General features: G+C 63.4%; 23 protein-coding genes. 12 read left to right on the forward strand and 11 right to left on the reverse strand.

Annotation, left to right across the window (positions count from 1 at the left end; translation table 11 throughout):
• Positions 1 to 101: 101 nt before the first annotated feature.
• From HDC35_RS14695 to HDC35_RS14720, 6 genes are read left to right on the forward strand one after another with little or no spacing between them, the layout of a single operon-like run.
• Positions 102 to 1,163 carry a zinc-binding dehydrogenase gene (locus HDC35_RS14695; protein WP_184648110.1) on the forward strand — a complete coding sequence of 354 codons (1,062 nt, stop codon included), beginning with the start codon at positions 102 to 104 and terminating at the stop codon, positions 1,161 to 1,163.
• Complete coding sequence (locus HDC35_RS14700; RefSeq protein ID WP_184648112.1) at positions 1,160 to 2,188, forward strand: phosphotransferase family protein; 1,029 nt, start codon at positions 1,160 to 1,162, stop codon at positions 2,186 to 2,188. The genes HDC35_RS14695 and HDC35_RS14700 overlap by 4 nt, the downstream gene beginning before the upstream one ends.
• Positions 2,185 to 2,610 (forward strand): hypothetical protein, encoded by a 426-nt coding sequence (locus HDC35_RS14705; RefSeq protein WP_184648114.1) that lies wholly within the window; start codon positions 2,185 to 2,187, stop codon positions 2,608 to 2,610. Before HDC35_RS14700 ends, HDC35_RS14705 begins: the two co-directional genes overlap by 4 nt.
• A 29-nt stretch (positions 2,611 to 2,639) precedes the next feature.
• The gene (locus HDC35_RS14710; protein ID WP_184648116.1) at positions 2,640 to 3,752 is read left to right on the forward strand and encodes a hypothetical protein; all 1,113 of its coding nucleotides are present in this window, start codon (positions 2,640 to 2,642) and stop codon (positions 3,750 to 3,752) included.
• A gap of 4 nt (positions 3,753 to 3,756) precedes the next feature.
• Positions 3,757 to 4,530 (forward strand): SDR family NAD(P)-dependent oxidoreductase, encoded by a 774-nt coding sequence (locus tag HDC35_RS14715; RefSeq protein ID WP_184648118.1) that lies wholly within the window; start codon positions 3,757 to 3,759, stop codon positions 4,528 to 4,530.
• On the forward strand, positions 4,527 to 4,901 hold the full coding sequence (locus tag HDC35_RS14720; RefSeq protein ID WP_184648120.1) for a limonene-1,2-epoxide hydrolase family protein: 375 nt from the start codon (positions 4,527 to 4,529) through the stop codon (positions 4,899 to 4,901). The genes HDC35_RS14715 and HDC35_RS14720 overlap by 4 nt, the downstream gene beginning before the upstream one ends.
• A gap of 2 nt (positions 4,902 to 4,903) precedes the next feature.
• Here HDC35_RS14720 and HDC35_RS14725 read toward each other — a convergent pair whose 3' ends face one another.
• The 5 genes from HDC35_RS14725 to HDC35_RS19870 all read right to left on the reverse strand — a co-directional run bounded on the left by HDC35_RS14725 (position 4,904) and on the right by HDC35_RS19870 (position 11,045).
• On the reverse strand, positions 4,904 to 6,007 hold the full coding sequence (locus HDC35_RS14725; RefSeq protein ID WP_184648122.1) for an NAD(P)-dependent alcohol dehydrogenase: 1,104 nt from the start codon (positions 6,005 to 6,007) through the stop codon (positions 4,904 to 4,906).
• A 12-nt stretch (positions 6,008 to 6,019) separates the two neighbouring features.
• Complete coding sequence (locus HDC35_RS14730) at positions 6,020 to 6,817, reverse strand: SDR family NAD(P)-dependent oxidoreductase (protein ID WP_184648124.1); 798 nt, start codon at positions 6,815 to 6,817, stop codon at positions 6,020 to 6,022.
• Positions 6,818 to 6,826: 9 nt separating this feature from the next.
• Positions 6,827 to 7,255 (reverse strand): GFA family protein, encoded by a 429-nt coding sequence (locus HDC35_RS14735; protein WP_184648126.1) that lies wholly within the window; start codon positions 7,253 to 7,255, stop codon positions 6,827 to 6,829.
• A gap of 68 nt (positions 7,256 to 7,323) precedes the next feature.
• Entirely contained in the window at positions 7,324 to 9,567 is a 2,244-nt protein-coding gene (locus HDC35_RS14740) for a TonB-dependent receptor (RefSeq protein WP_184648128.1), read from the reverse strand.
• A gap of 224 nt (positions 9,568 to 9,791) precedes the next feature.
• Positions 9,792 to 11,045, reverse strand: a complete 1,254-nt coding sequence (locus tag HDC35_RS19870; protein ID WP_184648130.1) for a cytochrome P450 — start codon at positions 11,043 to 11,045, stop codon at positions 9,792 to 9,794.
• A 137-nt stretch (positions 11,046 to 11,182) separates the two neighbouring features.
• Between HDC35_RS19870 and HDC35_RS14750 the strand changes: the two genes are divergently transcribed.
• Entirely contained in the window at positions 11,183 to 12,184 is a 1,002-nt protein-coding gene (locus HDC35_RS14750) for a LysR family transcriptional regulator (RefSeq protein ID WP_221438274.1), read from the forward strand.
• Here the strand turns inward: HDC35_RS14750 and HDC35_RS14755 are convergent.
• A complete protein-coding gene (locus HDC35_RS14755; protein WP_184648132.1) occupies positions 12,181 to 12,558 on the reverse strand; it encodes a nuclear transport factor 2 family protein in 378 nt (125 codons plus the stop codon). The two genes, HDC35_RS14750 and HDC35_RS14755, sit on opposite strands and share 4 nt — an antisense overlap.
• 184 nt (positions 12,559 to 12,742) lie before the next feature.
• Here HDC35_RS14755 and HDC35_RS14760 point away from each other — a divergent pair, with 184 nt between their 5' ends.
• Genes HDC35_RS14760 through HDC35_RS14780 form a run of 5 tightly spaced genes read left to right on the forward strand, consistent with a single transcriptional unit; the run spans position 12,743 to position 17,866 of the window.
• Positions 12,743 to 13,837 carry a phosphotransferase gene (locus HDC35_RS14760; protein ID WP_184648134.1) on the forward strand — a complete coding sequence of 365 codons (1,095 nt, stop codon included), beginning with the start codon at positions 12,743 to 12,745 and terminating at the stop codon, positions 13,835 to 13,837.
• A 3-nt stretch (positions 13,838 to 13,840) separates the two neighbouring features.
• Positions 13,841 to 15,253, forward strand: a complete 1,413-nt coding sequence (locus tag HDC35_RS14765; protein ID WP_184648136.1) for an aldehyde dehydrogenase family protein — start codon at positions 13,841 to 13,843, stop codon at positions 15,251 to 15,253.
• Positions 15,250 to 16,017, forward strand: coding sequence for an SDR family NAD(P)-dependent oxidoreductase (locus tag HDC35_RS14770; protein ID WP_184648138.1), 768 nt, complete (start codon positions 15,250 to 15,252; stop codon positions 16,015 to 16,017). The genes HDC35_RS14765 and HDC35_RS14770 overlap by 4 nt, the downstream gene beginning before the upstream one ends.
• On the forward strand, positions 16,014 to 16,853 hold the full coding sequence (locus tag HDC35_RS14775; protein WP_184648140.1) for an SDR family NAD(P)-dependent oxidoreductase: 840 nt from the start codon (positions 16,014 to 16,016) through the stop codon (positions 16,851 to 16,853). Before HDC35_RS14770 ends, HDC35_RS14775 begins: the two co-directional genes overlap by 4 nt.
• 5 nt (positions 16,854 to 16,858) lie before the next feature.
• Positions 16,859 to 17,866, forward strand: a complete 1,008-nt coding sequence (locus HDC35_RS14780; RefSeq protein WP_260397786.1) for a zinc-dependent alcohol dehydrogenase family protein — start codon at positions 16,859 to 16,861, stop codon at positions 17,864 to 17,866.
• A 538-nt stretch (positions 17,867 to 18,404) separates the two neighbouring features.
• Here the strand turns inward: HDC35_RS14780 and HDC35_RS14785 are convergent.
• The 5 genes from HDC35_RS14785 to HDC35_RS14805 form a co-directional block, all read right to left on the reverse strand.
• Positions 18,405 to 19,637: an FAD-binding oxidoreductase gene (locus HDC35_RS14785; RefSeq protein ID WP_221438275.1), complete on the reverse strand. Its 1,233-nt coding sequence runs from the start codon at positions 19,635 to 19,637 to the stop codon at positions 18,405 to 18,407.
• A gap of 12 nt (positions 19,638 to 19,649) precedes the next feature.
• On the reverse strand, positions 19,650 to 21,797 hold the full coding sequence (locus tag HDC35_RS14790) for a catalase (RefSeq protein WP_184648142.1): 2,148 nt from the start codon (positions 21,795 to 21,797) through the stop codon (positions 19,650 to 19,652).
• An 82-nt stretch (positions 21,798 to 21,879) separates the two neighbouring features.
• A complete protein-coding gene (locus HDC35_RS14795) occupies positions 21,880 to 22,839 on the reverse strand; it encodes an NAD(P)/FAD-dependent oxidoreductase (RefSeq protein WP_184648144.1) in 960 nt (319 codons plus the stop codon).
• Positions 22,836 to 24,140 carry a glycoside hydrolase family 130 protein gene (locus HDC35_RS14800; RefSeq protein WP_184648146.1) on the reverse strand — a complete coding sequence of 435 codons (1,305 nt, stop codon included), beginning with the start codon at positions 24,138 to 24,140 and terminating at the stop codon, positions 22,836 to 22,838. The genes HDC35_RS14795 and HDC35_RS14800 overlap by 4 nt, the downstream gene beginning before the upstream one ends.
• Before the next feature lie 7 nt (positions 24,141 to 24,147).
• A complete protein-coding gene (locus HDC35_RS14805; protein ID WP_184648148.1) occupies positions 24,148 to 26,418 on the reverse strand; it encodes a glycosyltransferase in 2,271 nt (756 codons plus the stop codon).
• Positions 26,419 to 26,527 lie beyond the last annotated feature (109 nt).

A 26,527-nucleotide genomic window follows, 5' to 3' on the forward strand; every position in this document is an offset into this window, starting at 1 on the left:
AGCGGGTTTCCGTCACTGGCCGCGCGCGCTGCCGCCTTTTACCCCATGAAGCATGATCCGCCGCGCTCTGCCGCCGGTGGGACGACAGGGAATGGATGGTGATGAAGGCGATGCTCCTCGACCGCGGCGTACTGGCTCTGGCCGACGTCGCCGAGCCTGTGCCGGGTCCGGGCCAGATGCTGACCCGGCCACTGGTGTGCGGGGTCTGCGGCAGCGACCTCCACGCCCGCGATCACAGCGACCATCTGTGCGATCTGCTCCACCGGGCCGGTTTTCGCGGTTTCATGGACCCGGCAAAGCCGGTCGTCATGGGGCATGAGTTCTGCTGCGAAGTGCTGGAAAGCGCGGGCGGTTTTGAGCGCGGCCAGCGCGTCGTCGCGCAGCCGTTCATCGCCGGACCCGACGGCATCGAACTGATCGGCTATTCGAACCGCTTCAACGGCGCGTTCGCTGAACAGATGCTGCTCCAGGCCGATGCGGCATTTGCGGTGCCCGACCATGTCGAAACCGACATCGCGGCGCTCACCGAGCCGTTATCGGTTGCGGTGCATGCGGTGGTAGAGAGCGGCGCCGATGAAAATTGCGCTTTTGCTGTTTTCGGCTGCGGCCCGGTCGGACTGTTCGTCATCACGCGGTTGAAGGCCTTGGGCTATGGTCCGATTCTCGCGGTCGAACCCAATGCGGCGCGGCGCGATATGGCGGCGCGGATGGGCGCCGATAATGTCGTCGCGCCGGGCGATGCGGGTATCGAAGGCTGGTTTGATGGCCTTGGGCTGCCGCTCGGACTGTCCGACGCGATGGCGCAGGCGCCTGAACTGAAGAAACGCGAGCGCGCGATTCTGTTCGACTGCGTGGGTAAGCCCGGGATGCTGATGGCGATCGGGGCGGCGGCGCCGATCGGCGCGACGATCACCGTCGTCGGCACCTGTATGGAAAGCGACGCGATCGAACCGGCGTTCTTCCTGCAAAAGGCGCTGCAGTTGCGTTTCGTTTTCGCATATTCGCCCGCCGACTTCGCCGCTGCGTTCGCGATGATAGTCGCCAATCCCGACAGCCTTGCGCCGATGGTGACGGGATCGGTCGGTCTCGCCGATGTCGATCGCGCTTTTGCCGCGCTGTCAGGCGGCGGGTCCGACATTAAACTGATGGTGAAACCGACATGAAAGCCCTGACCGCAGAGGATATGGCCGCTTATCTGGCCGCGCGGTTCCCCGACTGGCGCAATATCCGGATCGACGGGTTGCACCGCTTGCCGCTCGGCGCATCGCGCGAAACCTACCGGTTCGACCTGTCCTATGAAGACATGAACGGGGCGCACAGCGACAAGCTGATCCTGCGCCGCGATCCGCCGGTCAGCAACGTCGATAGCGACCGTAACCATGAATATAGTTCGTACCGCGCGATCCACGGGCACGGCATCGCGGTGCCGCGGATGATCCTGCTCGAGGAAGATCCTGGTCCGATGGGCGGCGCGATCTCGATCGCGGAGGACCTGCGCGGGTTTCACAACAGCGAATATCAGCTGCAGGAGCCCGCTTGGCGCGACAAGCTGCCGCATATCGCGGAGCAGATGTGGGGGACGATGGGCCGACTTGCCGCGGTGCCGGTCGAAGACCTCGATCTCGATTTCATGGTCCCCGCCACCCCCGAAACCACCGCGATGCAGGAACTCGATTTCTGGGAAGCGACGCTCGACAAGAATGACGTCGGCCCCGAACCGATCACCCGTGCCGCGATCCGCTGGCTGCGCCGCAACCCGCCACCGCCGGCGCAAAAGCTGGCCATGGTGCATGGCGATTTTCGCGCCGGGAACTTCCTCTACGACGACGATGGCAATCTGATCGCGGTCCTCGACTGGGAAATGGCGCATCGCGGCGACCCGCTGGAGGATCTGGCGTGGAGCCTCGCACGCGTCTTTTCCTTCGGCAAGGACGACCGGCGCAGCGGCATTGCGCCGCGCGCCGACGCGATCCGCATCTGGGAAGCTGCGAGCGGCCTGACCGCCGATCCAGAGGCGCTCCATTGGTGGGAATTGCTTAACTGCGTGAAGGGGCAGGGCATCTGGAACAGCTGCGCCCACGCCTGGACCACGACGTCGGGCGAGCGCGAGGTGATCCACGCCTATGCCGCCTGGTGGCTGCGCAACGCCCAGGACCGTGCGATCCTCGAACTGATGGGGCATTTATGAAACCGTCGATCCCCGCCGCCGCAAGTGATTTCGCGGCACGCCTGCGTAGCGAGATTGTCCCCGAACTCACCGGCTTTCGCGCCAATAATGTCGCGATGGGATCGGCGATGATCGACATGATCGCCGAGGAATTCGACCGTGCGGCGGCGCGTCTTTTCGAAGAGAATGAGGCGGTGCGTGCGCTATTGCAGCGCGACGCGGCGCTCGTCGATGGCGTCGCTGCGCCCGATGCGCCCGCCAAACCCGACCTCCGCGTCTCGGTGCTCCAAGCCGAAAACGACCTGCTGCGCAGCGCGCTGATCGATCTGCAAACCGCGCTCGAAACCCGAAACGACGGCGATGCCAGCGCCCTCGACGACGATATCTGGCGCGAACTCGCGCAATCGGTCGAGCGGCGCCGCATCGCCTCCGCCAATTTCTGAATCCTCCCCTCCCGCATCTGGAGACTGACATGCTGACCGCCGCCGATGATTTCCCGATCCACCAGACCCCCGAACCGATTGCCTATTCGGGCACCGACCGCAATTTCTATGACCGCTACTGGTTCAACGGCTACGAGCCCGACGGGTCGCTGTTCTTTCTGGCCGGAATGGGCATCTATCCGCACCTCAACATCATCGATTGCGGCATCTCGATCCAGGTCGACGGGGTGCAGCATTGCCTGCGCGGCAGCCGGGTGCTGACCGACCGTATGGACACGTCGGTCGGCCCGATCCGGATCGAGGTCACCGAGCCGCTGCAAAAGCTCCGGATCGTCGTCGACGAACATGACGGCATCGCCGCCGACATCACGATCACCGGCCGCGCCTTTCCGATCGAGGAGCCGCGCTTCATGCGCCGCGTCGGCACGCGGGGCTTCCTCGATTACACGCGCCTGACCCAGAACGGCCATTGGACAGGGTGGATCAGCATCGACGGCAAGCGCATCGACCTCAGCTCGCTCTGCACCGGCACCCGTGACCGCTCGTGGGGCACCCGCCCCATCGGCATGTCCGATCCGCAGCCCAACCCACTGGCGGGTGAACAGGGCTATTTCTGGCAATGGACTCCGCTCAATTTCAAGAACAAGAGCTTCTTTTTTCACATCGCCGCCGAACCGAGCGGGCATGTATGGAACAAACGATCGGTGCTCTGCCTCGACGGCACTGGCCCCGAATCCTTCCTCGAAACCGAAAATGCCGAGATGGAAACGGTGCTCGAACCCGGCACGCTGTGGCCCAAGAGCGGGGTGTTGACCGTCGATTATGGGACCGGCCCTTACCGGCTGGAGTTCGAGCCTTTCCACCGGATGCAGATGAAAGGGATCGGCTATTTTCATTCCGAATGGTTCCACGGCAATTACCATGGCGGCCTGCGCGTCGAGCGTGAGGATTTCGCGGTCGCCGACCTTGATCCGATGAAGCTGGAAAACCTGCACGTCCAGCGCCTGTCGCGTGTGAAGATGACCGAGCCGGACGGTACTGTCGAGGAAACCATCGGGACGTTCGAACAGGCGATCCTCGGCGCGTACCGCCCGCTCGGCATCGAAAGCGCGATGGACATCACCCGCTGGGATAAGGACTGAAGCGATGGCGAAGTTCGATGGCAAGGCTGCGATCGTTACCGGCGGCACCGATGGTATCGGCTTTGCCATCGTCAAGCGTCTGCTCGACGATGGCGCACAAGTCCTGTTTTGCGGGCGCAAGCAGCAACGCGGTGATGAGGCGCTGCGGCGGCTGGCGAACGACAATGCCCATTTTCTGGCGACGGATGTGGGCGAGGAAGCCGATGTCGAGGCGCTGATCGCGAAAGCCGTCACGACATTTGGCGGGCTCGACATACTAGTCAACAATGCGGCCGTGGCGGCGGTCGCGCTGATCCACGAACATAGCACCGAGGATTGGCGGCGGAGCAATGCGGTCAATTACGATTCAGTCTTCTTCGCATCGCGCGCCGCGATCCCGCATCTTCGCAAAACCAGGGGAACGATCATTAACATCGCCTCGATCTCAGGGCTCGGCGGCGAGGGGGCCTATCCGTCCTATTCGGCACAGAAAGGCGCGGTGATCCAGTTGACCCGCGCGATGGCGGTGTATCACGCGCGCGAGGGCATCCGCATCAATGCAATCTGCCCCGGCTTTATCGAGACCCCCGCTACCGATGCGTTCAAGGCGCTGCCCGACCTGCTCGATCGCTGGATCAAGGACATCCCCGCGCAGCGTCCGGGAAGACCCGAGGAGATTGCGAACCTGACGTCCTTCCTCGCCTCCGACGAGGCGAGCTTTATGTTCGGGTCGATTGTCGTTGCCGACGGCGGGGTCAGCGCCGGCAGCGGCCAGCCGACGCAGGTGCCGCTCGGGTGAAGCGCGACCCCGTCGCGATCGTCGAGGCGCTGATTGCCGCATTCAACCGGCGCAATGCGGCGTCGATTGCCGAGCTTCTGGCCGAAGATATTGTCTGTGCCGGCATCCCGCTCGAACCCGCGCACGGCCGCGGGGCGACGATGGCGATGCTCGCGCCTTTCCTGGCGGCGGAGGAGATCGACTGGCGGATTCTTGCCATCGCGGCGAATGGCACCACGGTGTTCACCGAACGCGACGATCGTTTCCGTTTCGCAGGGAAGGACTGGACCGCGGTGCGTGCGGCGGGGGTGTTCGAGATCGACACCAATGGCCGCATCGCCGCCTGGCGCGATTATTTCGACCTTGCCGAACTCGAACGCGCGATGCCCTGAATTCAGGGGATCAGGACCGCCTTCACACATTCGCCGCGATGCTGCGCCGCAATTGCGTCGTTGATTGCTTCAAGCGGAAAGGTGGTGATCAGCCGGTCGAACGGAAAGCGCCCGGCGCGGTGCAGCGTGAGCAGTTCCGGGATAAACCCTTGCTGATCGCTGTCCCCCTCGATGATCCCGATCACGCGGTGGCCAAAGGTGATCATGGCGGCGATGTTGATCGACAGTGCGTCATCGGCGCGCGGCGGCACCCCGACCAGCCCGAGCATCCCGCGACTGCCAAGTGCCGCCAGCCCCGCGGCGATCGCCGTCTCGCGGCCGCTAGTTTCCAGCCCGAAATCGATCCCGTCGGTTTCGATCGTGCGGATCGCTTCGGCGACGTCGCCGGCCGCCGGATCGATTACGTCGGTGGCACCGAGATCGATCGCCAGCGCGCGCCGCTGCGCCATCGGTTCGACAACAATGATCCGCGCGCATTCTCGGATTTTGGCCGCCATCACTGCGGCCAGACCGACCGGTCCGGCGCCGAACATTGCCAGCGTGCTGCCCGCCCCGCAATCGAGCGAGCGCATCACCGCGCCCGCGCCAGTCTGCAACCCGCACGCCAGCGGGCCGAGGGTGGCCAGGTCGAGCCCGGCCGGATTGATTTTGACAATATTGCGCGTGGGCGCGATCGCGAAGCTGGCAAAGGAGGATTGGCCGAAGAAATGCGACGCAATCGATTGCCCGTCCTTGGCCAGCGCGGTGGTGCCGTCGGTCCGCGCGCCCGCATAGTTCAGTTGCGGGAACGACCGGCAATAGGAGGGCAGATCTTCGTCGCAGCGCGCGCAATGACCGCAGCTGCTGAACCCGATGATCACCGCGTCGCCGGGTGCGACATCGCTGACCTCCGACCCGATCGCACGGACGATCCCGGCGCCTTCATGGCCAAGCACCATCGGTAACGGCACTGGCGCAAATCCGTCGCGAAATACGAGGTCGGTGTGGCAGAGACCGACCCCTGCAATCTCGACCAGCACCTCGTTTGCCTGCGGTTCGTCAATCGTCAGGCTGTCGATGACAAAATCGGCGCCCGGCGCCGATACGACCGCGGCTTTGACGTCCATATGCAACTCCTGTCAGGCAGCGGTATAGCCGCCGTCTGCGATGAATTCGGATCCGGTGATAAACGCGGCGGCGTCGCTCGCGAGAAAGGCGATCAGCGGCGCAATGTCGTTCGCATCGCCCAGCCGCCCCATCGGGATCAGGCTGGTCCATGCGGCGAGCGCAGCTTCGGGGGTGAGGGGGTTGCCTGCCGCGTCGGTTGGCGCTTCCCACGTCGCGCCCAAATTGGTCGCGACCGGCCCTGGCAGCACCGCATTGACGCGAATCCCGCTCCCCGCCAGCTCGATCGCGACGGCCTTGCTCAGCGCCCGCACCGCGCCCTTGGTGGCGCTATAGGCGGCAAATTGCGCCCCGCCAACCTTGCCGTAAACCGACGAGATATTGACGATCGCCGCCGTCGCGGCGCCTCGCGCGATCGCCGCGCGGAGCAGCGGCAGCGCGCCGTGCATGCCCAGATACACCCCTTCGACATTGATCGCCATCTGCCGTCGCAACACATCGATGCCGGCGTCGACAAAGGGTTTCGACATCATGATGCCGGCGTTGTTGACGAGGATGTCGAGCTGGCCGAACACCGCGTCCACCTGGCCAAATGCCGCGTGCCAGCCATCTTCGGATGTCACGTCATGCGTGGCGGTCAGCACATCGCCGCCCAGTTTGGCGGCAAAGCCGGTCAGTCGCGCGGCATCGATGTCGGTCAGCAGCAATCGCGCGCCGAGGGCGTGAAACAGCGTCGCCGTCTGGCGCCCGATCCCCGACGCGGCGCCGGTAATGACGGCCACCTTGCCGTCGAGGTTCAAAAATTCACGCATCGTCCGTCCTCAGATGTTCGACCGGCCGTGGCGCTCGGTCCCCGCGAGCGGCGGCATGAAGGGAAACGCCAGATCGCAAAAAACCTCGATCGTGGGTTGCAGAATGCTGGCGTCGTCGAGTGTCCCCGCCTTGATCAGCAGCATGTCGGGCATCGGTTCGATGCGCGAGAGGATCGGCGAGCCGCATTCAGGGCAGAAGACCCGGGCGACGGGTCGTCCATTGTCGCTGATATCGTCGAAGGTGCGGGTTTCGCCGTGGAGGTAGAAATCGGCGGCCGGTACCGCCGCGACGATCGAAAAGGCGCTACCCGACTGGCGCTGGCAATGGCGGCAGTGGCAGATCGCGGTCAGGAGGGGCGGACCGCCAAAACTATACCGCACCTGGCCGCACAGACAGCCGCCGGTGGTATCATTGTCGGTGCTCTCACTATTTGTCATGGTGTCTTGTCAAGATCGGGAATCGGCAGCCGGCGGAGCTGTCGCTCCACCGGCCACGCCCCCTTTTCCTAAAATTTGTACCGCGCGGTGACGCCATACATCCGCGGCGGCGCGTGCAGCAGATAGTCGTAGCCAAAGGCGTCGCGCAGGTTCAGCCCGTACATGAAATATTTCTTGTTGAAGATGTTGGTCGCCCACAGCCGCACCGACAGCTGTTCACCTTCCCAGCCGAGCGTCGCATCGGCCAACACATGGCCGGGCGAATTGAGGAACTGGTTGCCGCCTTTGTTGTTGAACGGCGAGAAGAACTGCTTGGTGGTGTAAACCAGGTTGGGCGAGAACACGATTTCGCCCGACCCGAGCGAGCCGATCGTCCAGTCGGCACCGGCATTGATCGTCCATTTCGGCGCATTGGGCAGGTTGTTGCCGTCGAGATTGGTCCCCGACAGCGTCAGCGTGTCGTAGGTTGCGTCGAGATAGGTGACCGACAGATTGGCGGTCAGCGACGACACCGGGCGGATATTCAGCTCGGCCTCGACACCCTTGATCGTCGATCCCGGCGCCGACCGGATAAAGCCCGTCGTGCCGATAACCTCGTTGAGCTGCTGGTTCTTGTATTTGGTCAGGAACGCCGCGGTCGTCAGCGTTGCCAGCCCGTCGAACAGCCGTGTCTTTGCCCCGATTTCATAAGCATCGACCTTTTCTGGCGGCACGAAATCGATCGGGTTGCCGGCATAAAATTGGCTGGCGAACGATCCGGCGCGATAGCCGCGACTGAAGTTGGCATAAAGCATCGATCCGCTGTCGAACGTATAGTCGATGCCGACCTTGCCGGTCACTCTGCTGCTCTTGCGGCGCTTTTCCGCTTCGGGGGTGATCACCCCGGCGGGCGAGATGGTGCCATGGGTAAAGGTGATCGCCGCCGCGGCCGGATCGGTGGGATCGAAATCATAGGTGCTGAACGGCGGCGAGGTTGCCGGATCGGCAAAAGCGGTCAGGAAGGAATAGGCATCATAATGCCGGTTGCTGTCCTTGGTATAACGCAGTCCCACCGTGAACCCGAAATTCTCGCCGAGATCCTGGTCGATCTGGGCAAAGGCGGCGTAGCTCTTTCGTACCTGCCGGTAATGCTGATAGAAATAGAGCGTGCTTACGAGGCGATATTTATCGACATTGTCGATGCTGTCGCGGCCATAATAGACGCCGGCCTGCACATTGGTGCTGTCGCCGCTGTAGGCCAGTTTCACTTCCTGGTTGAACTGCTTGTACACGTCGCCATAATTGGTCTGCAGGAAGCCGACAACGGGGGTACCCGACCCTTCCTGCGACAGCGCCTGCTTCGACCAGTCATAGGCGCTCAGCGTTTGCAGCGACAGGCTGTCGGTCAGCTCGTAGTTGATGTTGAACTGGACGCCGGCATTCTTGACATCGTTGAAGCCAAGGTCGGGCTGGTTCGTCTCATAGAAGCTCAGATTGTCGTTCGAGCGGAAATAGGCCGATGTGCCGGTGCCGTCATTGCGGTGAAAGGCTGCGGCCTGCGTCGGCTTGCCCTTACTGCCGGTGAACTTCAGCATCATGTCGAGCCGTTCGGTGGGCTTGGCGCGGATGATCAGGCGGCCCGCGATTGAATCCTTCGAATTCGCGTCGGGCTGGCCGGGGAAGATATTCTTCACATAGCCGTCGGCCTCGACATAGTTCACCGCGGCGCGAAAGCCGAGAACATCGTCGATAAGCGTTCCTTCGAGCGCGGCTTGGCCGCGGACTTCGCTAAAGCGGCCATAGCCTGCCTCGACATAGCCGCGCGTGCCCGGGCCGAGCGTCGGCTTGTTCGAAATGAAGTTGATCGCGCCGCCGGTCGTGTTGCGACCATAGAGCGTGCCCTGCGGCCCGCGTAGCGCCTCGACGCGTTCAAGGTCATAGAGTTGCAGGCCGTGCATCGTGCGCGCGCTCAGATAATTGTCGTCGGTATAGACGCCGACCGGCGACACCTGATTGGCGCCATATTCATTGCCGACGCCAATGCCGCGCATCGTGAAATTGGGCTGCGCTTCGCCGAACGCGCTCGTCACCTGCAGGGACGGAACCGAGCCGCTGAGATCGAAGCTCGACGTGATACCCTGCCGCGACAGGTCTTCGGTCGTGATCGCCGACACCGCGACCGGAACCGACATCAGCGATTCCGAGCGGCGCTGCGCGGTGACGACGATATCGTCGATCCCTTGCGAGCTTTCGTCGGCAACGGGTGCCGCCGCGCTGCTGTCTTGTGCCCATGTCGGCGCCGAAACCAGCGCCGTGGCGCTCAGGAGCGCCACCGAAAAAGTCCGACATCCTCTCATTTGGCCCTCCATCCCAGTTCTTGTTCTGTCCGCGCGGCTTCGTGGCCACGGGCGTTGTCGACTTTGTCCCATTCCCGCTCGGCGATTGTCCAATCAGGACTACCTGTCCATCCATCGGAAAAAGAAATGGAAGGACGCGAGGTATTTCACGCTGTCCTAGACGGGAATCGTCCGCCAAACCCGTGACTGATTCCCGTCAGTCACGTCGAGCAGCGATAGCGGATCGGCAGGCGCTTCAGCCCCGATACAAAATTCGCCTTTACCCACGCCGGATCACCGTCGAGCGCAATGTCGTCGATGCGCGCCAGCAGCTCGGCGAACAGGATACGGATCTCCATCTTTGCCAGGAACTGGCCGAGGCAGACATGCGGACCATAACCGAAGGCCAGCTGGCGATTGGGTTTGCGGTCGATGCGGAACGCCATTGGATCTTCGAACGCGGCTTCGTCGCGGTTAGCCGAAGGGTAACACATCATCAGGCTGTCACCCGCTTTCACCGCCTGTCCGCCGACTTCGCAATCCTCGACCGCGGTGCGGAAGAAATGCTTGACCGGGGTCGTCCAGCGAATGAATTCGTCGACCGCCTGCGGCATCAGTTCGGGGTTGGCGCGCAGCTTTGCCATCTCGTCCGGGTTGCGGATCAGCGCGAGCAGCCCGCCCGAAATCGCCGAACTGGTCGTGTCGTGCCCGGCTGCCGCAACGATAAGGAAATAGGCGTTGCGCTCGGCTTCGCCGATCGGGGCGCCGTTGATCGTCGCGGTCGAAAGCAGCGTCGCGACGTCGTCACGGGGGTTGGCCAGGCGATCGGCCACAACCCCGCTAAAATATTGGTTGAACGCGTTGAACGCCTCGAGCATCGATGCCATGCCTTCGCCGCCGCCGGTGTCGGCATCGCTACCGCCAAACACCTTTTGCGACAGTTCGAGCATCAGCGGCTCGTCTTCGCGCGGCACGCCGAGCACGATCATGATCGTGCGCAGCGGATACCAGGCGGCGATTTCCTTGGCGAAGTCGCATTTGCCGCCTTTGGCGATCATGCGGTCAACCGTTTCGCGGGCGAGATCCGTGATCTTTTCTTCTAGTGCGCGCACGCTCTTGGCACCGAACCAGTCGGCCGTCAGCGCGCGATACGCCTTGTGATCGGGGTTATCCATCGCAACCAGATTGCGCGCGAAATTGCTGCCGCCGGTCTGCTCTTCCAGCATCTTCTGATCGGCAATGGTGACGAGAAACTGGCGCGGTTCGTTGAGGAAATTGGTGGCGTCAAGCTCGACCCGCATGATGTCGGCGTGCCGCGTGACTGCCCAGAAGGGATGATAATCCTTCGGCGCACACCAATGCACCGGATCATGCTGGCGCAATTCGGCAAAAGCCCGATGATACAGCGTCTCGTCGGCATAGGTTGCCGGATCGGTGATGATCTCGTCGATTTTGTCCGCGAGCTTATCGGCCACGTCGGTTCTCCTCTCGGCGCCTTGGTAGGGAGTAGGTGCTGGTCGCGTCCAATCGGCAATCGCGGTGAATCGATAGACCGCGCCAATCAATCTGTTATGCTGCGCGGCATACGCCGACAGAGCGATGGGCTGAGGATATGCATCACCTGGATTTCAAGCTGTTGCGCAGCTTTGCCGCCGTTGCGAGCGAAGCCTCGGTCACGCGTGCGGCCGAAAAGCTGCACCTGACCCAGCCGACGGTGTCCGGCCAGATCAAGGAACTCGAAGCGATTCTCGGCTTCCTGCTGTTTCACCGCACCTCGCGCCGCGTCACGCTCAGCGAACAGGGCGCGCGGCTGTTGCCCAAGGTCGAGGCGCTGCTCGAACTCGCCGACGAAGTGCGTCACGACGCCGAAGACATGCAGCATGCGACGGTGACGCAATTCCGTCTCGGTGCTGCGATGTACACGATGGATTTTGCCGAGCGTATCAATCTGCTTGACGCGTTCGCCGCCGCGCGACCCGAAATCCGGCATCAGATCGACAACCGGCTGCAATCAGACCAGATTCGCGACCTGCTTTCCGACCGGCTCGACGCCGCGCTGTTGCTCGGCATTGCGACCGATGTCCCGCCGGGCGAATTCACCCGCGATGTCCCCACCGGCCACATTGTCAACGAGGTGCAATATCCCGACGTCCTCGAACGCGTGATCCTGTGCCGCCGCAAGATCGGCCTGCTGGTGCCCGAGGAATCCGAACTCGCCGCGATGGACATCATTCCCGGCGAGGCACTCGCCGGGCGGCGGATCGCGATGCTCAGCGGCGAGCATGGCGACGCCTTCATCAACCCGATGGTCAGCTTCATGCTGTCACACGGGGCGATCCCGCTTGCTCCGTCGGAAGGCAATGCGTTGGCAATCGAACGCTATGCGCTGCGCAGTGGCAATTGCTGCATCGGCATCGGCTGGTTCCCGACCCCCGCGGGGTTGGCACTGCGGCCCGTGGAGGGCATGAATTTCTATATGGATTTTTCAGTGGTGCTCGGCACGGCACCGAACAAGGCGGCGCGGCGCTTCTTCGAATTTGCCGAAGGCTGGCAGGCGACCCGCGAGGCCGCGGGCGAAAGCGTCGAGCAGCTGCCGATCGCCTCCTTCGGCTAGCCGCCGAGATCGAAGGTCGCGTTGACGTGCGCGCTGTCGCTATATTCGCGCACCTCGCGGATCGCGTCGCCGGTGAAATGGAACAGGAAGACATAGCGGTTGTCGTAAACGCGCCCGTTGGTCAGTCGCGCCATCGACGTCGCCTCGATCATCACGCTGTCGTCCTGAGCCAAAATCAGCCCCGGGGTAATCGCGATGCCGCTTTCGGTCTGGTTGTGCAGCTCGGCGAGCAGCGCAGCGAAATCCGCCACCGGTAAATCGAGCCCGCCGTTCCACCACCAGCGTGCGTCCGCGGCGAAGGGACCGATCGGCACGGTTCCCGTACCGATCGCGGTCAATATTGCGAGCGCGCGCTGCGTGCGGTCGTCGGTCATATCCTGCATCTCCCGATGTTTTTCCGTCGTCGCTCCGTCGGCCAGGCGATACCAATTGTTTCGGCGGCGCCATTCATCGGATGACCCAATAGGTCGGCGGCAAAGGCCGATTGGACTTTAGCTGGGCGCCTTCGCATCCTTGCCGCCAGACCTGTCGACAACAGGCATTTGGAGAGGAATACAGGTGAATAATGCCATTGCGCCCGCAGATTTGGTTGCGGTCGATGCGGTTCCCCGTCCCGAAACTGTCGACGCTCCGTGGATCGAAGCGATGTTGATGGATGCCGGGTACCGCGTCGCGATCACGTCGCTGGCGGCCGAGCGGATCGGTACCGGGCAATTGGGCGATACTGCGAGGTTTCGCCTGACCTACGCGGCGGACAGCGACCCCGCGCCGTCCACGCTGATCGGCAAATTTTCCTCGACCGACCCGACCAGCCTGGACGTCGCGGCCGCCTGGTCGCTCTATGCGCGCGAGGTGCGTTTCTACCGCGAACTGGCAGCACAGGCGCGGATCGCGGTGCCGGCCTGCTACGGCGCACAGATGGACGCGGCAGGGGGCTTTGCGCTTCTGCTCGAAGACCTCGCCCCCGCTGCTCCCGGCGATCAGTTCAAGGGGCTGTCGGATCGCCATGCCCTACGCGCGGTGCGCGAGGCCGCGCGGCTCCACGCCGCCTTCTGGGAGCAGGGAGAGAGCAGCGACCTCGCCTGGCTCGGCACCGAAGCCCACGGTCAGCCTTTCTATACTGCTAAGGTCTTTCGCGGCGCCTGGCCCGCCTTTCGCGATCGCTACGACGCGCTGCTCAGCGATGCGCAGCGCCAGGTATGCGATGCGCTGGCCGAGGGGTATGACATCTACGATCGCGCCCGCCCGCGGCCGCGCTGCATTACCCACAATGATTTCCGGCCTGACAATATGCTGTTTGACGACGAGCGGCTGATTGTCGTCGACTGGCAGTCGGTCGCGCTTGGCAACGGCGCGGTTGACGTCGCTTATTTGATCGGGGGCGGCTATTCGCCCGAGGCGCGGCGCGCGATCGAACCGCAATTGATGGCGGCCTATCTCGACGAACTGCGGACGCAAGGCATCTCGGACTATTCGCGCGACGAATTCGTCGCCGATTATCGCCATTTCACCTTCGCCGGGATCAATGTCGCCGTAGGCGCCGCGATGCTCGTCCAGCGCACCGACCGCGGCGACCAGATGTTCCTCACCATGCTCGACCGTCATGTCAGCCATGTGCTCGACCATGACGCCCTGTCCCTGCTGCGGGAGTAATCCATGATCACCAGTGTCTTCAACATGACCATCGACGGGCGGGCAGAAAATTCGCCCGACCAGATCGACGTCATCAACCCCGCGACCGAGGCTGTTGTCGCGACCATCCCCGATTGTTCGCGCGCACAACTCGACGCGGCGGTCGCGGCGGCGCGCGCGGCTTATCCCGGCTGGCGGGCGACACCCTATGCCGAACGGCAGGCGGCGCTGCGGGCGATCGGCACGTTGGTCGCCGAGCACGCCGAGGAGCTGAAACAATTGCTCACGACCGAACAGGGCAAGCCTCATGCCGCGGCGCTCGGCGAAATTCAGGCGGCGGCATGGTGGATCGGGGTGGTCGCGGACCAGCTGCTACCCGAAACGATCAACGAGGACATGCCGGGCCAGCGCAGCGTGACCAGGCATGTCCCGCTCGGTGTCGTCGGTGCCATCGTACCCTGGAATTTTCCGGTGCTGCTGGCGATCTGGAAGATCGGCCCGGCGCTGCTCACCGGCAACACGCTGGTGCTCAAACCCTCGCCCTTCACACCGCTCGCGACGCTGCGGCTCGGCGAGCTCCTGCAAAGCGTTCTGCCGCCCGGCGTGCTCAACATCGTCTCGGGCGGTGATGCACTAGGGCCGATGATGTCGGAGCATTCGGACATCGACAAGATCAGCTTCACCGGATCGACCGCCACCGGGCGCCGCGTGATGGCGAGCGCCGCGGCGAACCTCAAACGGCTGACGCTCGAACTCGGCGGCAACGACGCCGCGATCGTGCTGCCGGACGCGAAGGTTACCGACATCGCGGAACCCCTGTTCTGGGCCGCCTTCACCAACAGTGGCCAGGTCTGCGTCGCAACCAAGCGCATGTTCGTCCACGACAGCATCTATGACGAGTTGGCGGCGGCGCTGGTCGATATTGCGGGCAAGGTACGGATTGGCGACGGCACTGACCCCGACAGCGCGCTCGGTCCGGTCCAGAACCGCTCCCAGTACGAGCGCGTCAAGGCGATGATCGCCGACAGCAAGGCGGCAGGGCACAGGTTCCTGGCCGGGGGCGACCCCACCGACGGCGCAGGCTATTTTGTCCCGGTCACATTGGTCGACAACCCGCCCGACGACGCGCGTGTCGTGGCCGAGGAAGCCTTCGGCCCGGTACTGCCGCTGCTGCGTTATTCGGACATCGACGAGGCCGTCGCGCGTGCCAATGCATCCGAATATGGCCTCGGTGGGTCGGTCTGGTCATCCGACCCCGCCGCCGCGGCGGACGTCGCGGCGCGGCTGGAAACCGGGACGGTGTGGATCAACTCGGCGCAGGGACTGACTCCGTTCGCGGCCTTCGCCGGACACAAGCAATCGGGGATCGGCGCCGAAAACGGCCTCGATGGTCTGCTCGAATTCACCGTTCCCCAAACGATTCACCACCCGGCATGACCGCCGTCAAACCACTGCTCGACGGCAAGGTCGTCATCGTCACCGGCGCCGGTTCGGGCATCGGCCGCGCCGCCGCGCGTGTCTTTGCTGCCGACGGCGCGCGTGTCGCGCTGTTCGACGTCGAACCCGACGGAAATGCGGAAACGCGCGAGCTTATCGGCGGCGATGCGCACGCATGGACCTGCGACGTCTCGGACGAAGCTTCGGTCGCCGCGGCCGTTGCCGGGGTCGTCGAAAGCTTCGGCCGCCTCGACGGCGCGTTCAACAACGCCGGGATCGAGATGGCCAACAAGCTCGTCCCCGACCTCGATCAGAGCGACTGGGTGCGAATGATGGGGATCAACCTGACCGGCGTATTCCTGTGCATGAAATATCAGACGCAGGCGATGAAGGGGACGGGGGGCGCAATCGTCAACAATTCGTCGGGCGACGGCATCATTGGCGCACCCTACGCCGCCGATTATGTCGCCGCCAAGCATGGCGTGATCGGCCTGACCCGCGCCGCGGCGTGCGAGGCGCGCTACACCGGGGTGCGCGTCAACGCGGTGCTGCCGGGGCTGATCCTGACCCCGATGGTCGAGGACCGGCTGTTCGGCAATCCGGCGTTTGAGGCGCAGGTCGCGCCGATGGTCGAACGCCATTCGATCGGTCGCTTTGGGCAGCCCGAGGAAGTTGGGCAGGCCGCGTGCTGGCTGCTCAGCGACCGCGCCTCATTCGTCAACGGCGCGTTGCTGACCGTCGACGGCGGATACACCGCGCGATGAGCGGGCGGTTTGACGGCAAGGTCGCGATCGTCACCGGCGGCGCATCGGGGATCGGCGAGGCGACTGTCCGCCGCCTGCACGATGAGGGCGCATCGGTCGTCGTCGCCGACATTCGTCCCGAAGCGATCGACGCGCTCGCTGGTTCGCTGCGCAGCGACCGTATTGTCGGCCATCGGGTCGATATGCTGGTTACCGCGGAAATCGAAACATTGATCGCCACCGTCGCCGACCGCTTCGGCGTGATCGACGTGCTGGTGAACAACGCGGGGATCGGCTCGTTCGGGCGGATTACCGACATCGATCTGGCGCATTGGCGCGAAGTGATGGCGATCGATGTCGAGGCGGCGATGTGGGCGAGCCGCACCGCGATGCCTTTCCTCGAAAAAGCGCGCGGCAATATCGTCCATGTCGCATCGGTTGCCGGGATCGCGGGCGACTACGGCTTTGCCGCCTACAACGCCGCCAAGGCTGCGCTCATCAACCTGACCCGCGCCATGGCGCTCGATCATGCACCGCACGTCCGCGTCAACGCGGTCAGCCCGGGCCTCACCGCGACCCCGCTCGCCGTTGGACTGACTGGCAATCCCGACATCATGGCGGCCTGGACCAACGCCTTACCGCTGGGACGCCCCGCCGATCCGGCCGAGATCGCGGCGGCCATCGCGTTTCTTGCGTCGCGCGATGCGAGCTACGTCAACGGCCACAACCTTGTTGTCGACGGCGGCGGCATGGCACACACCGGCCTGCCCAACTTCACCAATATCTTGGGCGGCGCGAGCCACCTTGCCAGCGCCGAAAGCCTCGTCATACGCCCAGTGCCGGGGGAACCCGCGTGACCGGGATGATGCGCATCCTGCGCCTGTCCGCCCAGCCGACGCTCGAAAATCTGACCTTGACCGAGGAAGCGGCGCCGCATCCCGGGCCCGGCGAAGTGCTGGTCCGCGTGCGCGCCACCTCGCTCAACTACCATGATTATTTGGTCGTCGCAGGCTTCATTCCGCAGCCCGCCGGACGCGTACCGATGTCCGATGGCGCGGGTGAGATTGTTGCGCTCGGGGAGGGGGTGGCCGGTTTTTCGGTGGGCGACCGGGTGATGGGAGCATTCTTTCCGAACTGGGTCGACGGCGCGCCAACCGAGGAAAATAATGCCGCGATTTCGGGCGAGACGATCGATGGCTTCGCTGCCGAGCATGTCGCCGTCCCGGCGCACTCGCTGTGCCCAATGCCGCGCGGCTGGTCTTTTGCCGAGGCGGCGACGCTGCCATGCGCCGGACTGACGGCATGGCGTGGGCTCTGCGTCGTGGGGCAAGTGCAACCCGGCGCGACCGTCTTGCTGCCGGGATCGGGCGGTCTGGCGGTCTTCATGCTCCAGATCGCCAAAGCGCTCGGATTGCAGGTGATCATGATCTCGTCGTCGGATGACAAGCTGGATCGACTGAAAGCGCTCGGCGCCGACCATGGCATCAACTATCGCACGGTTCCCGACTGGCCAGCCGCGGTTCGCCACCTTACGAAGGGGCTTGGCGTTGATCTTGTTCTCGACATCGGCGGGCAATCGACCTTTGCCCGCTCTGTCGCGGCGTGCCGGATGGGCGGGAAGCTGCTGGTTGTCGGCTCGACCTCGAATGCCGCGCCCGAACTGCCTCTCCGCGACGTTGTTATGCGCCACATCCAAGTCCGCGGCATGGCGGTAGGCAGCGTCTCGCAACTTGCCGACCTGGTCGCCTTTGTCGAAGCGAATGGCATGCGGCCGCTGATCGACAGCAGTTTTGGGTTGGACCGGCTAGGCGACGCGTTTCGTTATCAGTTGTCCGGGCAGCACATGGGAAAAATTGTCGTCGACTTGTGAGACTCATATCCGGCTATCGACGCGTCCAACCGTGCTCTGAGAACCTAAAATACCTCCCGCGGCGAGCATTTCGTCGCGCGAACAAACGCACTATCGAATTTCGCAAATAGTCCCAAATAGCCGCTCTGCAGCTCACGAAAATCGACCACCGAACGGTGGTAAATTTGTGAAGAATTCAGATAAAATACAATGATTTCAATCATCTAAAATTTCTGTATTCGACCTGCCGCCCCAGCCAGCCGGCGTTTTCACGAGCGCTCGTTAGCCCTCGGGACGTCTCGTCTAAATCAATAAAAACAATGAACTATCTTGGAGCGGAATCGCAATTCCGCTCCCACCGACAAATTGCGCGCGCAGGTTTCGAACCTGTTCGCGTGACGGGAAAGGCTGTGCCCATGCTCACCAACGTTGGCGTCAAGGCATCAAGCTCGCGTCGAAACCGTACTAGAAATCGAATGGCGGCGGCGCGGCGCGCAATCGAAGTGGCTCATCATGACCCGCAAAGCGGAAATCGTCCGAAGGAATGAAATCTATGCAGTCAAAATTTGCGATGAAAGCTGACGAGATCGGTGTCGGGGTCACCATAGCCGCAGATAAGGCCGCGTAGCATCTGGGCCGCCATCATCGAGAAGGTAATGCCGTTCCCGCCATATCCCATTGCCGCGTAACAGTTGGGCATACCCGGAATCCGACCGATGGTCGGGGTGCCCACCGGGCTGTCGCCAAAACTGCCTGCCCAACTGTAAGCGGGCGTCGCGTCCACTCCCGGTAAAAGAGCGGCGAGCTTTCGCGACAGCGTCGCCGCCTTGTCCGGTAGCTTCGCGTCACGGAGCGCCGCGTCGGCGATTTCCTCGTCCTCGCCCCCGCAGATGATTTCGCCGCGCGGCGTCGTACGGATGTAGAGGTAAGGATCGGCAGCTTCCCAGATCATCGCGGCGGTCGGCCAGATTGCGCGGGGCTGCGGGCGAGTCGCGATCGACCAGCTTGAGATGATCTTGTTTCCCTTGCGCGGTACGCCCTTCATCATCTCATAGCCTGTCGCGACGACGAGATGTTTGGCGCGGATTGCGGGTCCGTCCTTGGACCGGAGCGTCACGCCCGCCTCGGAGGGGGCGACGTCGCAAATATCGACCGGGGCGTAGAGCCGTGCACCGCGCGAAATCGCAACGTTCAGATAGCCTGCTGCCAGGCGGCGCGGATCGGCCGAATAATTGCCGTAGCCGATGATCGCATGCCGGCCCTTGATGCCATAGCGATCCCCGACCTGTGCGGGTTTGAGCAATTCGATTTCAAATCCGGCCCGGCGCCGCGCCTCGGCTTCGCGCGCAAGCCCCGCCGCATCGAGCACATTGCCGTCGAGATAGATCGAACCGCGCGTTGCACCGTCGACGTCGAGGCCGAGCCTTTCGGTGCGTTCGCGCAGCGCGTCGACCGACTGGCGCGAGCGGCGCCAGATGCGCTCGGCTTTGTCGCGACCGATCCGTTCGGCCATTTGATGGAGCGGCGTATCGATCTCATATTGCAGCATCGCGGTCGATGCCGCGGTCGACCCGTCGGTGGGACCGCGGCGATCGACGACGAGGACATCGAACCCCGCATCGGACAGTTGCTCGGCGATCAGCGCGCCCGAAATACCGGCGCCTATCACCACAATGTCGCAAGCGACATCGCGGGTCAGCGGCTTCTCCTCGATGGCCGGGCGACGCCGGGCCGACCAGATCGACTGGCCGGTACGAAGGTCGCGATGATGGGTCGCCGATGCGCGCCTCATCGGGACGGGCGATCAGGCAAGATCGCGCACCTTGGCTTCGCGAGCCCAATGGCGCCGCGTGCCCACGTTTTCGAACTTGTCGATGGCAACAACACCGCCGTCCTTTTCGACCCCCGCCTTGTCGAGCAGCGCCTGCGTCGCGTCGTCATGCGCGATCGTCTTGCAATGCCCATAGGCGTCCATGAACCACTGGACGGCGGCGCCTTGCTTCGAGAGAAGGCTGGCCTGTTCTTCGGTGAGAATCGACGCCACAGCATCGAACAGCACCGAGGGCGAGCCCGCGAGCTGGCCGTCGGCCTTGAGCGTACCACCTTTGACCTTGATGCCGCCGACCTTGGGGGCGATGAGGAATGCGGTGCCGCCTGCGCCCTCGATTTCGCCTTTCAGCTTGTCGATCGCCGCCTTGTCCGACCCTTCAGCGAACAGGATCGCGATCTTGCGGCCCTCCATCGTGTCGTCGGCATTTTTCTGGATCGACAGCGCATCCGAGGGTTTAAGATCGACCGGCGAACGCGCGGCCTTTTCCTTTGCGGGCAGATCGATTGCGAGACCCGCCGCGACGCGCTTCGCCAGATCCTCGTCGATATTGCGAAGCTGGCCGACGACGCGGGCGCGGACATGGTCCAGCGTCACCTTCGACAGCTCGAACACCAGCGCCGATGCGATATGCGCTTGCTCATTCCCGGTCTGCGACCGATAGAAGAGCCGCGCCTGGCTGAAATGATCGGCGAACAGTTCCGCGCGGATACGCAGTTTCTGTGCCGGATCGTTCCGTTCGTCGTTGGTCTCGAAAGTCCTGAAGCCTGTTGCGGCGCTCGCCCGCGGCCCGCCATTCTCGCCTGCTTCGGCCAAGCTGTTGGGCTCGTAATTGGCGCGCCCGGTCGGGACGAGCGTCTGCATCATCCCGTCGCGCTGGAAATTGTGGAACGGGCATTTGGGCGCATTGATCGGAATCTGGTGGAAATTGGTCGTCCCCAGCCGCGACTTCTGCGTGTCGAGATAGGAGAAGAGCCGACCCTGCAACAACGGATCGTTGCTGAAATCGATGCCGGGAATGATGTTGGACGGCAGGAAGGCGACCTGTTCGGTCTCGGCGAAGAAATTGTCGACGTTGCGGTTGAGCGTCATGCGGCCGACGATCTCGACCGGCACATCCTCTTCGGGGATCAGTTTTGTCGCGTCGAGCACGTCATAAGGCAGCTTTTCGGCGAAAGCCTCGTCGAAGACCTGCACGCCGAGATCCCAGGCCGGGAAGTCGCCCGCGTCGATCGCCTCGAACAGGTCGCGGCGGTGGAAGTCGGGATCGGCCCCTGCGATCTTGACCGCTTCGTCCCATGTCGTCGACTGGATACCGAGCACCGGCTTCCAGTGGAATTTGACGAACTTGCCCTCCCCATCGTCGTTGACGAAGCGGAAGGTGTGGACGCCGAAGCCCTCGATCATCCGAAAGCTGCGCGGGATCGCGCGGTCGGACATCGCCCACATGATCATGTGCATCGCCTCGGGCATCAGGCCGATGAAGTCCCAGAAGGTATCGTGCGCGCTCGCTGCCTGCGGATAGCCGCGGTCGGCCTCCATCTTCACGCTGTGGACGAGGTCGGGAAATTTCATCGCGTCCTGGATGAAGAAGACCGGGATATTGTTGCCGACGAGGTCCCAATTGCCGCTGTCGGTGTAGAATTTTACCGCGAAGCCACGCACATCGCGCGGCGTATCGACCGATCCGGCGCCGCCCGCCACGGTGGAGAAGCGGACGAAGACCGGGCAGGTCGCGCCCTCCTTCTGCAGGATCGACGCCTTGGTCAGTCCGGGGATCGCCTTGGTGCATTCGAACACGCCGTGGGCGCCCGACCCGCGCGCGTGCACGATCCGCTCGGGGATGCGCTCATGGTCGAAATGGAAGATTTTCTCGCGGAGCACGAAATCCTCGAGCAGTGTTGGCCCCCGTTCGCCGGCGCGCAGCGAATTCTGGTTGTCCGAAATGCGGTGGCCGAAATTGTCGGTGAGATAGGCTGCCGGATCGGTGACGCCTCCTTCGACCTGCTGGTGCAGTTCGTCACCATTGCCGCGGCTGCCGGCCTGGGCAAGCTGCCCCGCGCCAGGCTGATGGTCGCCAAGGGCGTGGATGGTCGCAGGCGACGGCGCGGGCTTCTTGGCCATGATCGGTTCCTTGAATTTCGAGGGGCTTGCATCCTCAACCCCCCGCTCGCGCTTAGGTTTCGCAGGGCGCCGATTTCTCTGACTATTTCTGATCGGCCATCACATGCCCGTCCTGTTCGCGCAGCCAGTTGTGGAGCCGCGTCGCCGCCATCGCGGCCTGCCCGATCGCGACGCTGATCTGGTCGAGACCTTCGATGACGTCGCCCGCGGCATAAACGCCGGGTAGCAGTCCGTCGGAAAAAGCGCTGAACGGAATGCAGCCATTGGGGTCGGTCAGCGGCGCCAGCATGGCGGCGAGTTCGCCGCGCGGCGTCGATCCGAACGCCGGGTAGAGCGTATCGAACCGGCGCGGTTGGGCTTCGCCCTCGACCGCGACGAACATCGCCTCGTCGGTAGCGTCAAGGCGAAGGACCCGGCCTTCGAGAACGTCGACGCCGCTCGCTTCGAGTTCGCCCCGCTGCCGATCGGTCAGCGCCACCTGCCATTTCGGAATGAGGGTGACGTCGCTCGAATATTGTCGAAGGAACATCGCTTCGGCGGCGCCATGGAGATCGGAACCGAGGACCGCGATCCGCTCGTGGCCATGTTCGAAGCCATCGCAGATTGGGCAATAACGAAGCACCCCGTTCCGAACCGCCGCGTCATGATCGCCGCTGTCGAGTCTCGCGAGATTGGTATCGACGCCGGTCGCGAGAATCAGGCCGCGTGCATCGATGGTCGCGCCGTCCGCGAGGTGGGCGCGAAAGCCCTCCTCATTTTGTCGGGGTGCGATTGCGTTAACGCTGGCCTCGAAAATCTCCGCCCCGTAACGCGTGGCATGGTCGCTCATGCGCGCGATGAGATCGGCCCCGACGATGCCGTCGGGAAACCCGGGAATATTGCGCGACCGCGGCACCCAAAGGGCGCGCGAACGTCCGTCATGCAGGACGCGTACTTTTCTCCGGTAGCGCGCGAGATACAGTGCGGCCGTCAGTCCGGCAGGTCCCGCGCCGACGATCAATATATCGATCGCCGACCCTTCGCTGGCCGCAAGCGACGTCATCCTGTGGCCCGCGCGGAATAATCCATGGCCGCAAGGATTTCCGTTATCGCAACGAATGCGAAGCACACCGAACTGTCGGCGACGCCATAGGGGAGGAAGATATCTTCGCCGACGCGGATCGCGCCGCAGGTGTAGACGACATTGGGGACATAGCCTTCGCGGTCCTCGTCGGCGGCGGACAGGATCGGGTTGGGCGTCCGGCCGATGACCTTCGACGGATCGGACTTGTCGAGCAGCACGGCGCCGATCGCATATTTGCGCATTGCGCCGACGCCATGGGTCAGCACCAGCCAGCCCTCGTCCAGCTCGATTGGCGCGCCGCAATTGCCGATCTGTATGAGCTCCCATGGAAAGCGCGGCTCGAGCAGCAATTCACCGTCTTCCCATTGATCGACTGCACCCGAGCGTAGCAAGTAGAGATTCTTGCCATCCTGCCGGCCAATCATGCAGAATTGCCCGTCGATCTTGCGCGGGAACAACGCCATGCCTTTGTTGCGACCCGCCTTCCCCTTGATCGGCGTCAGCGTGAAATCCTTGAAATCGCGCGTCCGCAGCAGTTCCGACTGAATGTCCCGGCCGCTGTAGGCGGTGTAGGTTCCGATCCATTCGCTCTTGCCGCTGTCGCGCTCGAACTCGAGCAGCCGGAGATCCTCGAGACCGTTGCGCTGCGCCTCGGTGATCGGAAAGATCACGGTTCCGGACAGGGAGCTGTCCTTCTGGCGGTAGAGCGAGACGACATCGTCTGGTTTGTCCTCGCGATGCTGACCCAGCATCGCCGCGGTGGCGAAGGCTGGCTGCGGCATCAGCGTCAGCTCGCGGTCGCTCGTGATGATCCCCTCCCGAAAGGCGATCGTCGAAATATGGCCTTCGCCGACCGCACGCAGCGATAGCAGGATTCGGACGCAACCTTCCCCCAAGCCCGTCTGGTCGGGATGGCGCACAACGCTGGGGTTCATCAGCGCCGCTGCAGCGTAGCTATATTCGTGGCAGAAATAGGCGCCGATCAAGAGCCGCATCTCGCGCTTCAGTGTCAGGCCTTCGAGACCGAGCTTCGGTTCGATCTGCTCGAAACGATCCTCGAACACCTTCTCGATCTGCCAGTGCCGATCGGCGAAATCGCGCAGGATCACAGCGAGCTCGGCGCGCACGGTGCGTGTATCGAGCGCAACGATTTCGCGCGCCAGACGCCGCACGCGCTCGAGATCGGGGCCGGACGCTTGCCATGCCAGGTGAAAGGGTCGCACGACGACGCGCGTCGGGTCGGCGTGGAGCCGCAATTCGTCCTGGACCAGATGCACCATAATCCCCTCAGTCGACCTTGCGGATGAAATCCCGAATGGCATAGGTCGCATGCTGATAGGCAAGGACCGACTCCGCGCCTTCGTTCAAGTTCAAACCGCGGGGATTTATGCCGTCCCTGCTGGTCCCGGTCAGCGGATCCCCAACGATCACGCCTCGGTCGTTGCGCCCCGAAAACCATTCGTAGGCCCGTTGCGCGTGCGTGAGCCAGATATCGTCGCCGGTTACGTCGTATGCCACAGACGCCGCATCGATGGCTGCCCAAATCTCGAGCGGCTGCTGATCGAAGGGGCGCGGAATTTCATAGTCATGACCGAAGCTGTCGGATCCGACTGGACGATAATAACCATCAGGCGAAATCTGCGCGTCGTTGATCCACCGCAACGTATCGACGCCGCACGCAGTAATGTCCGCACGCTCCATCCGCACGCCCGCGCGCAACATCGCCTCGGGCAGGCGGCAATTGTCATAGGCAAGCACCGGCTCGAACCATCTCCAGTTCGGCCGCGCCGCGACTTCGTAAAGCGTCATCAGGCGGTCGGCGCCGCTGCGTAATATCCGGTTCGCCAAGTCATGCTCGGGATGCGTCGCGAGGACGAAGTCGGCGCCGAGCATCGCAAAGGCAATCGCGCGCGGCGACCGGAAATCCAGCGCGGACGCGGCCGTGCGCTCGAACAGCTCGTGCGCCCATAGCCGCTGACCGGGTTCGCGTGCGTCGCGCGCTGTCGCGCCGAGTGCCCAGAGGGTTCGCCCGCAGCTATCCTCGGACCCCACGTCCTCAAGCCAGTCGCGTCCGAAGCCCATGAAGTTGCGAAATTCGGCGCGGTCCGGGTTCCAGGCATGCTGCACAAATGCCGCAAAAACCGAGGTCAACTGCCCGCACCTGCGGAAGGCGTCGTCGTCAAGCCGATGCATCAGCATCAGCGCCCGCGCGTTGTCGTCGACGCAATAGCCGTGCGCGCGATCGGGAATCATATGAACGCTATGCTGGAGGATGCCGGTGTCGTCGCAAATGCGAAGGAACCCGTCGATGCCGATCCGGTCGGGAATGGGAGCGGCTTTGGGCAGGACACGGTTTTCCGCGATCAGCGCGCAGGTGCGCTCCGCAAACACCGGCCAGATCATGTCTCGACTACGATCATAGGCGCGGCGCTGCAGCGTGAGCAGCCGGTCGGTATCGCCAAGCAGATAGCGGATTTCGTTCGCGATCGCTTCGCTGTCGTTGAAAGGAACCAGCACGCCATGATCGTCGGCGAGTAGCTCGACCGCATGCACATAGGGCGTCGAGATCACCGCCTTGCCCAGCGCCATCGCATAGGAGAGCGTGCCCGACGTCGATTGCTGCGCACCTGTGTAAGGCGTCACATAGATGTCGGCCGCCTCGATCAGATCAAGCAGATCGTCGGTGTCCAAGAAGGCATTGATCCAGCGGACATGCGCCTCAACCCCAAGCGAGACGGCGAGCGCCTCAAGCCGGTCGCGATAGGCTTCGCCTTCCTGCGCGAGCAGATTGGGATGCGTGGCCCCCGCGATGCAATAGAGAAAGTCGGGATGATCCTCGACGATCACGGGCAGTGCCTCGATGACGGCCTCGATCCCCTTGCCCGGCGACAATAGCCCGAAGGTCAGCGCGACCTGTTTGCCCGCAAAGCCGAACCGCGGCTTGAACTGCGACGCGCGGCCGAACGGGCGATCGGGTACGCCGTGCGCAATCATGGCGATCTGATCGTCATCGGCCCGATAGACGCTGCGCAGAAGGTCGCGCGAGCGTTCGGACATAACGACAAGCTTGGTGGCGCGCGCGATCAGGCGACCCATGACGCGGCGCTGATCGGCATCGGGTTCGGCGAGCACCGTGTGAAGCGTGACGATCAGAGGCGCCGAAACCCGGTCCACCAGTTCGAGCACCATATCCCCGGCCAGCCCGCCGAAAAGACCGAACTCGTGCTGCAGCCAGACGATGTCCGCGCAGCTCGCCTCGATCTGTTTTGCCGTGTCGATAAAGCTGTCGGTGTCGCCCTCGGTTATCGCGGCACAAACCACCGGATCGAATATGGTCGGGGTCGCTGCGGGGGCCATCGCATAGACATCGACAGCGACCTCCGGCGCAGCTGCCCGAAGCGACGCGTGAATGTCGGCGGTGAACGTCGCGATGCCGCAGCGCCGGGGAAGGAAGCCGCCAATCAGTGCGAGCCGGAGCGACGGCGCGACGGTGGGACGAAGCGATCGGCAAGCCTCGAGGCCTTCATCGAACGACGTGCGATCAGGAGCTTCGTACACAGGTTTTACCTTCCAAAATGAAGCGGCAGAAGGCCTCACCAATAAATTGATTGATTGTGTTAGGACGCGCCGTGATCTGCTGCGGCGGGTTCGGAAATAATACAAATCA

This window comes from Sphingopyxis sp. JAI128 (assembly GCF_014207235.1).
GTDB lineage: Bacteria > Pseudomonadota > Alphaproteobacteria > Sphingomonadales > Sphingomonadaceae > Sphingopyxis.

What these genes read in the sequence shown, in the direction of transcription:
- HDC35_RS14695 (WP_184648110.1), top strand. Translation starts at nt 102, where the DNA reads ATGAAGGCGATGCTCCTCGACCGCGGCGTACTGGCTCTGGCCGACGTC.
- HDC35_RS14700 (WP_184648112.1), top strand. Translation starts at nt 1,160, where the DNA reads ATGAAAGCCCTGACCGCAGAGGATATGGCCGCTTATCTGGCCGCGCGG.
- HDC35_RS14705 (WP_184648114.1), top strand. Translation starts at nt 2,185, where the DNA reads ATGAAACCGTCGATCCCCGCCGCCGCAAGTGATTTCGCGGCACGCCTG.
- HDC35_RS14710 (WP_184648116.1), top strand. Translation starts at nt 2,640, where the DNA reads ATGCTGACCGCCGCCGATGATTTCCCGATCCACCAGACCCCCGAACCG.
- HDC35_RS14715 (WP_184648118.1), top strand. Translation starts at nt 3,757, where the DNA reads ATGGCGAAGTTCGATGGCAAGGCTGCGATCGTTACCGGCGGCACCGAT.
- HDC35_RS14725 (WP_184648122.1), bottom strand. Translation starts at nt 6,007, where the DNA reads ATGGACGTCAAAGCCGCGGTCGTATCGGCGCCGGGCGCCGATTTTGTC.
- HDC35_RS14730 (WP_184648124.1), bottom strand. Translation starts at nt 6,817, where the DNA reads ATGCGTGAATTTTTGAACCTCGACGGCAAGGTGGCCGTCATTACCGGC.
- HDC35_RS14735 (WP_184648126.1), bottom strand. Translation starts at nt 7,255, where the DNA reads ATGACAAATAGTGAGAGCACCGACAATGATACCACCGGCGGCTGTCTG.
- HDC35_RS14750 (WP_221438274.1), top strand. Translation starts at nt 11,183, where the DNA reads ATGCATCACCTGGATTTCAAGCTGTTGCGCAGCTTTGCCGCCGTTGCG.
- HDC35_RS14755 (WP_184648132.1), bottom strand. Translation starts at nt 12,558, where the DNA reads ATGACCGACGACCGCACGCAGCGCGCGCTCGCAATATTGACCGCGATC.
- HDC35_RS14765 (WP_184648136.1), top strand. Translation starts at nt 13,841, where the DNA reads ATGATCACCAGTGTCTTCAACATGACCATCGACGGGCGGGCAGAAAAT.
- HDC35_RS14770 (WP_184648138.1), top strand. Translation starts at nt 15,250, where the DNA reads ATGACCGCCGTCAAACCACTGCTCGACGGCAAGGTCGTCATCGTCACC.
- HDC35_RS14775 (WP_184648140.1), top strand. Translation starts at nt 16,014, where the DNA reads ATGAGCGGGCGGTTTGACGGCAAGGTCGCGATCGTCACCGGCGGCGCA.
- HDC35_RS14780 (WP_260397786.1), top strand. Translation starts at nt 16,859, where the DNA reads ATGATGCGCATCCTGCGCCTGTCCGCCCAGCCGACGCTCGAAAATCTG.
- HDC35_RS14785 (WP_221438275.1), bottom strand. Translation starts at nt 19,637, where the DNA reads ATGAGGCGCGCATCGGCGACCCATCATCGCGACCTTCGTACCGGCCAG.
- HDC35_RS14790 (WP_184648142.1), bottom strand. Translation starts at nt 21,797, where the DNA reads ATGGCCAAGAAGCCCGCGCCGTCGCCTGCGACCATCCACGCCCTTGGC.
- HDC35_RS14795 (WP_184648144.1), bottom strand. Translation starts at nt 22,839, where the DNA reads ATGACGTCGCTTGCGGCCAGCGAAGGGTCGGCGATCGATATATTGATC.
- HDC35_RS14800 (WP_184648146.1), bottom strand. Translation starts at nt 24,140, where the DNA reads ATGGTGCATCTGGTCCAGGACGAATTGCGGCTCCACGCCGACCCGACG.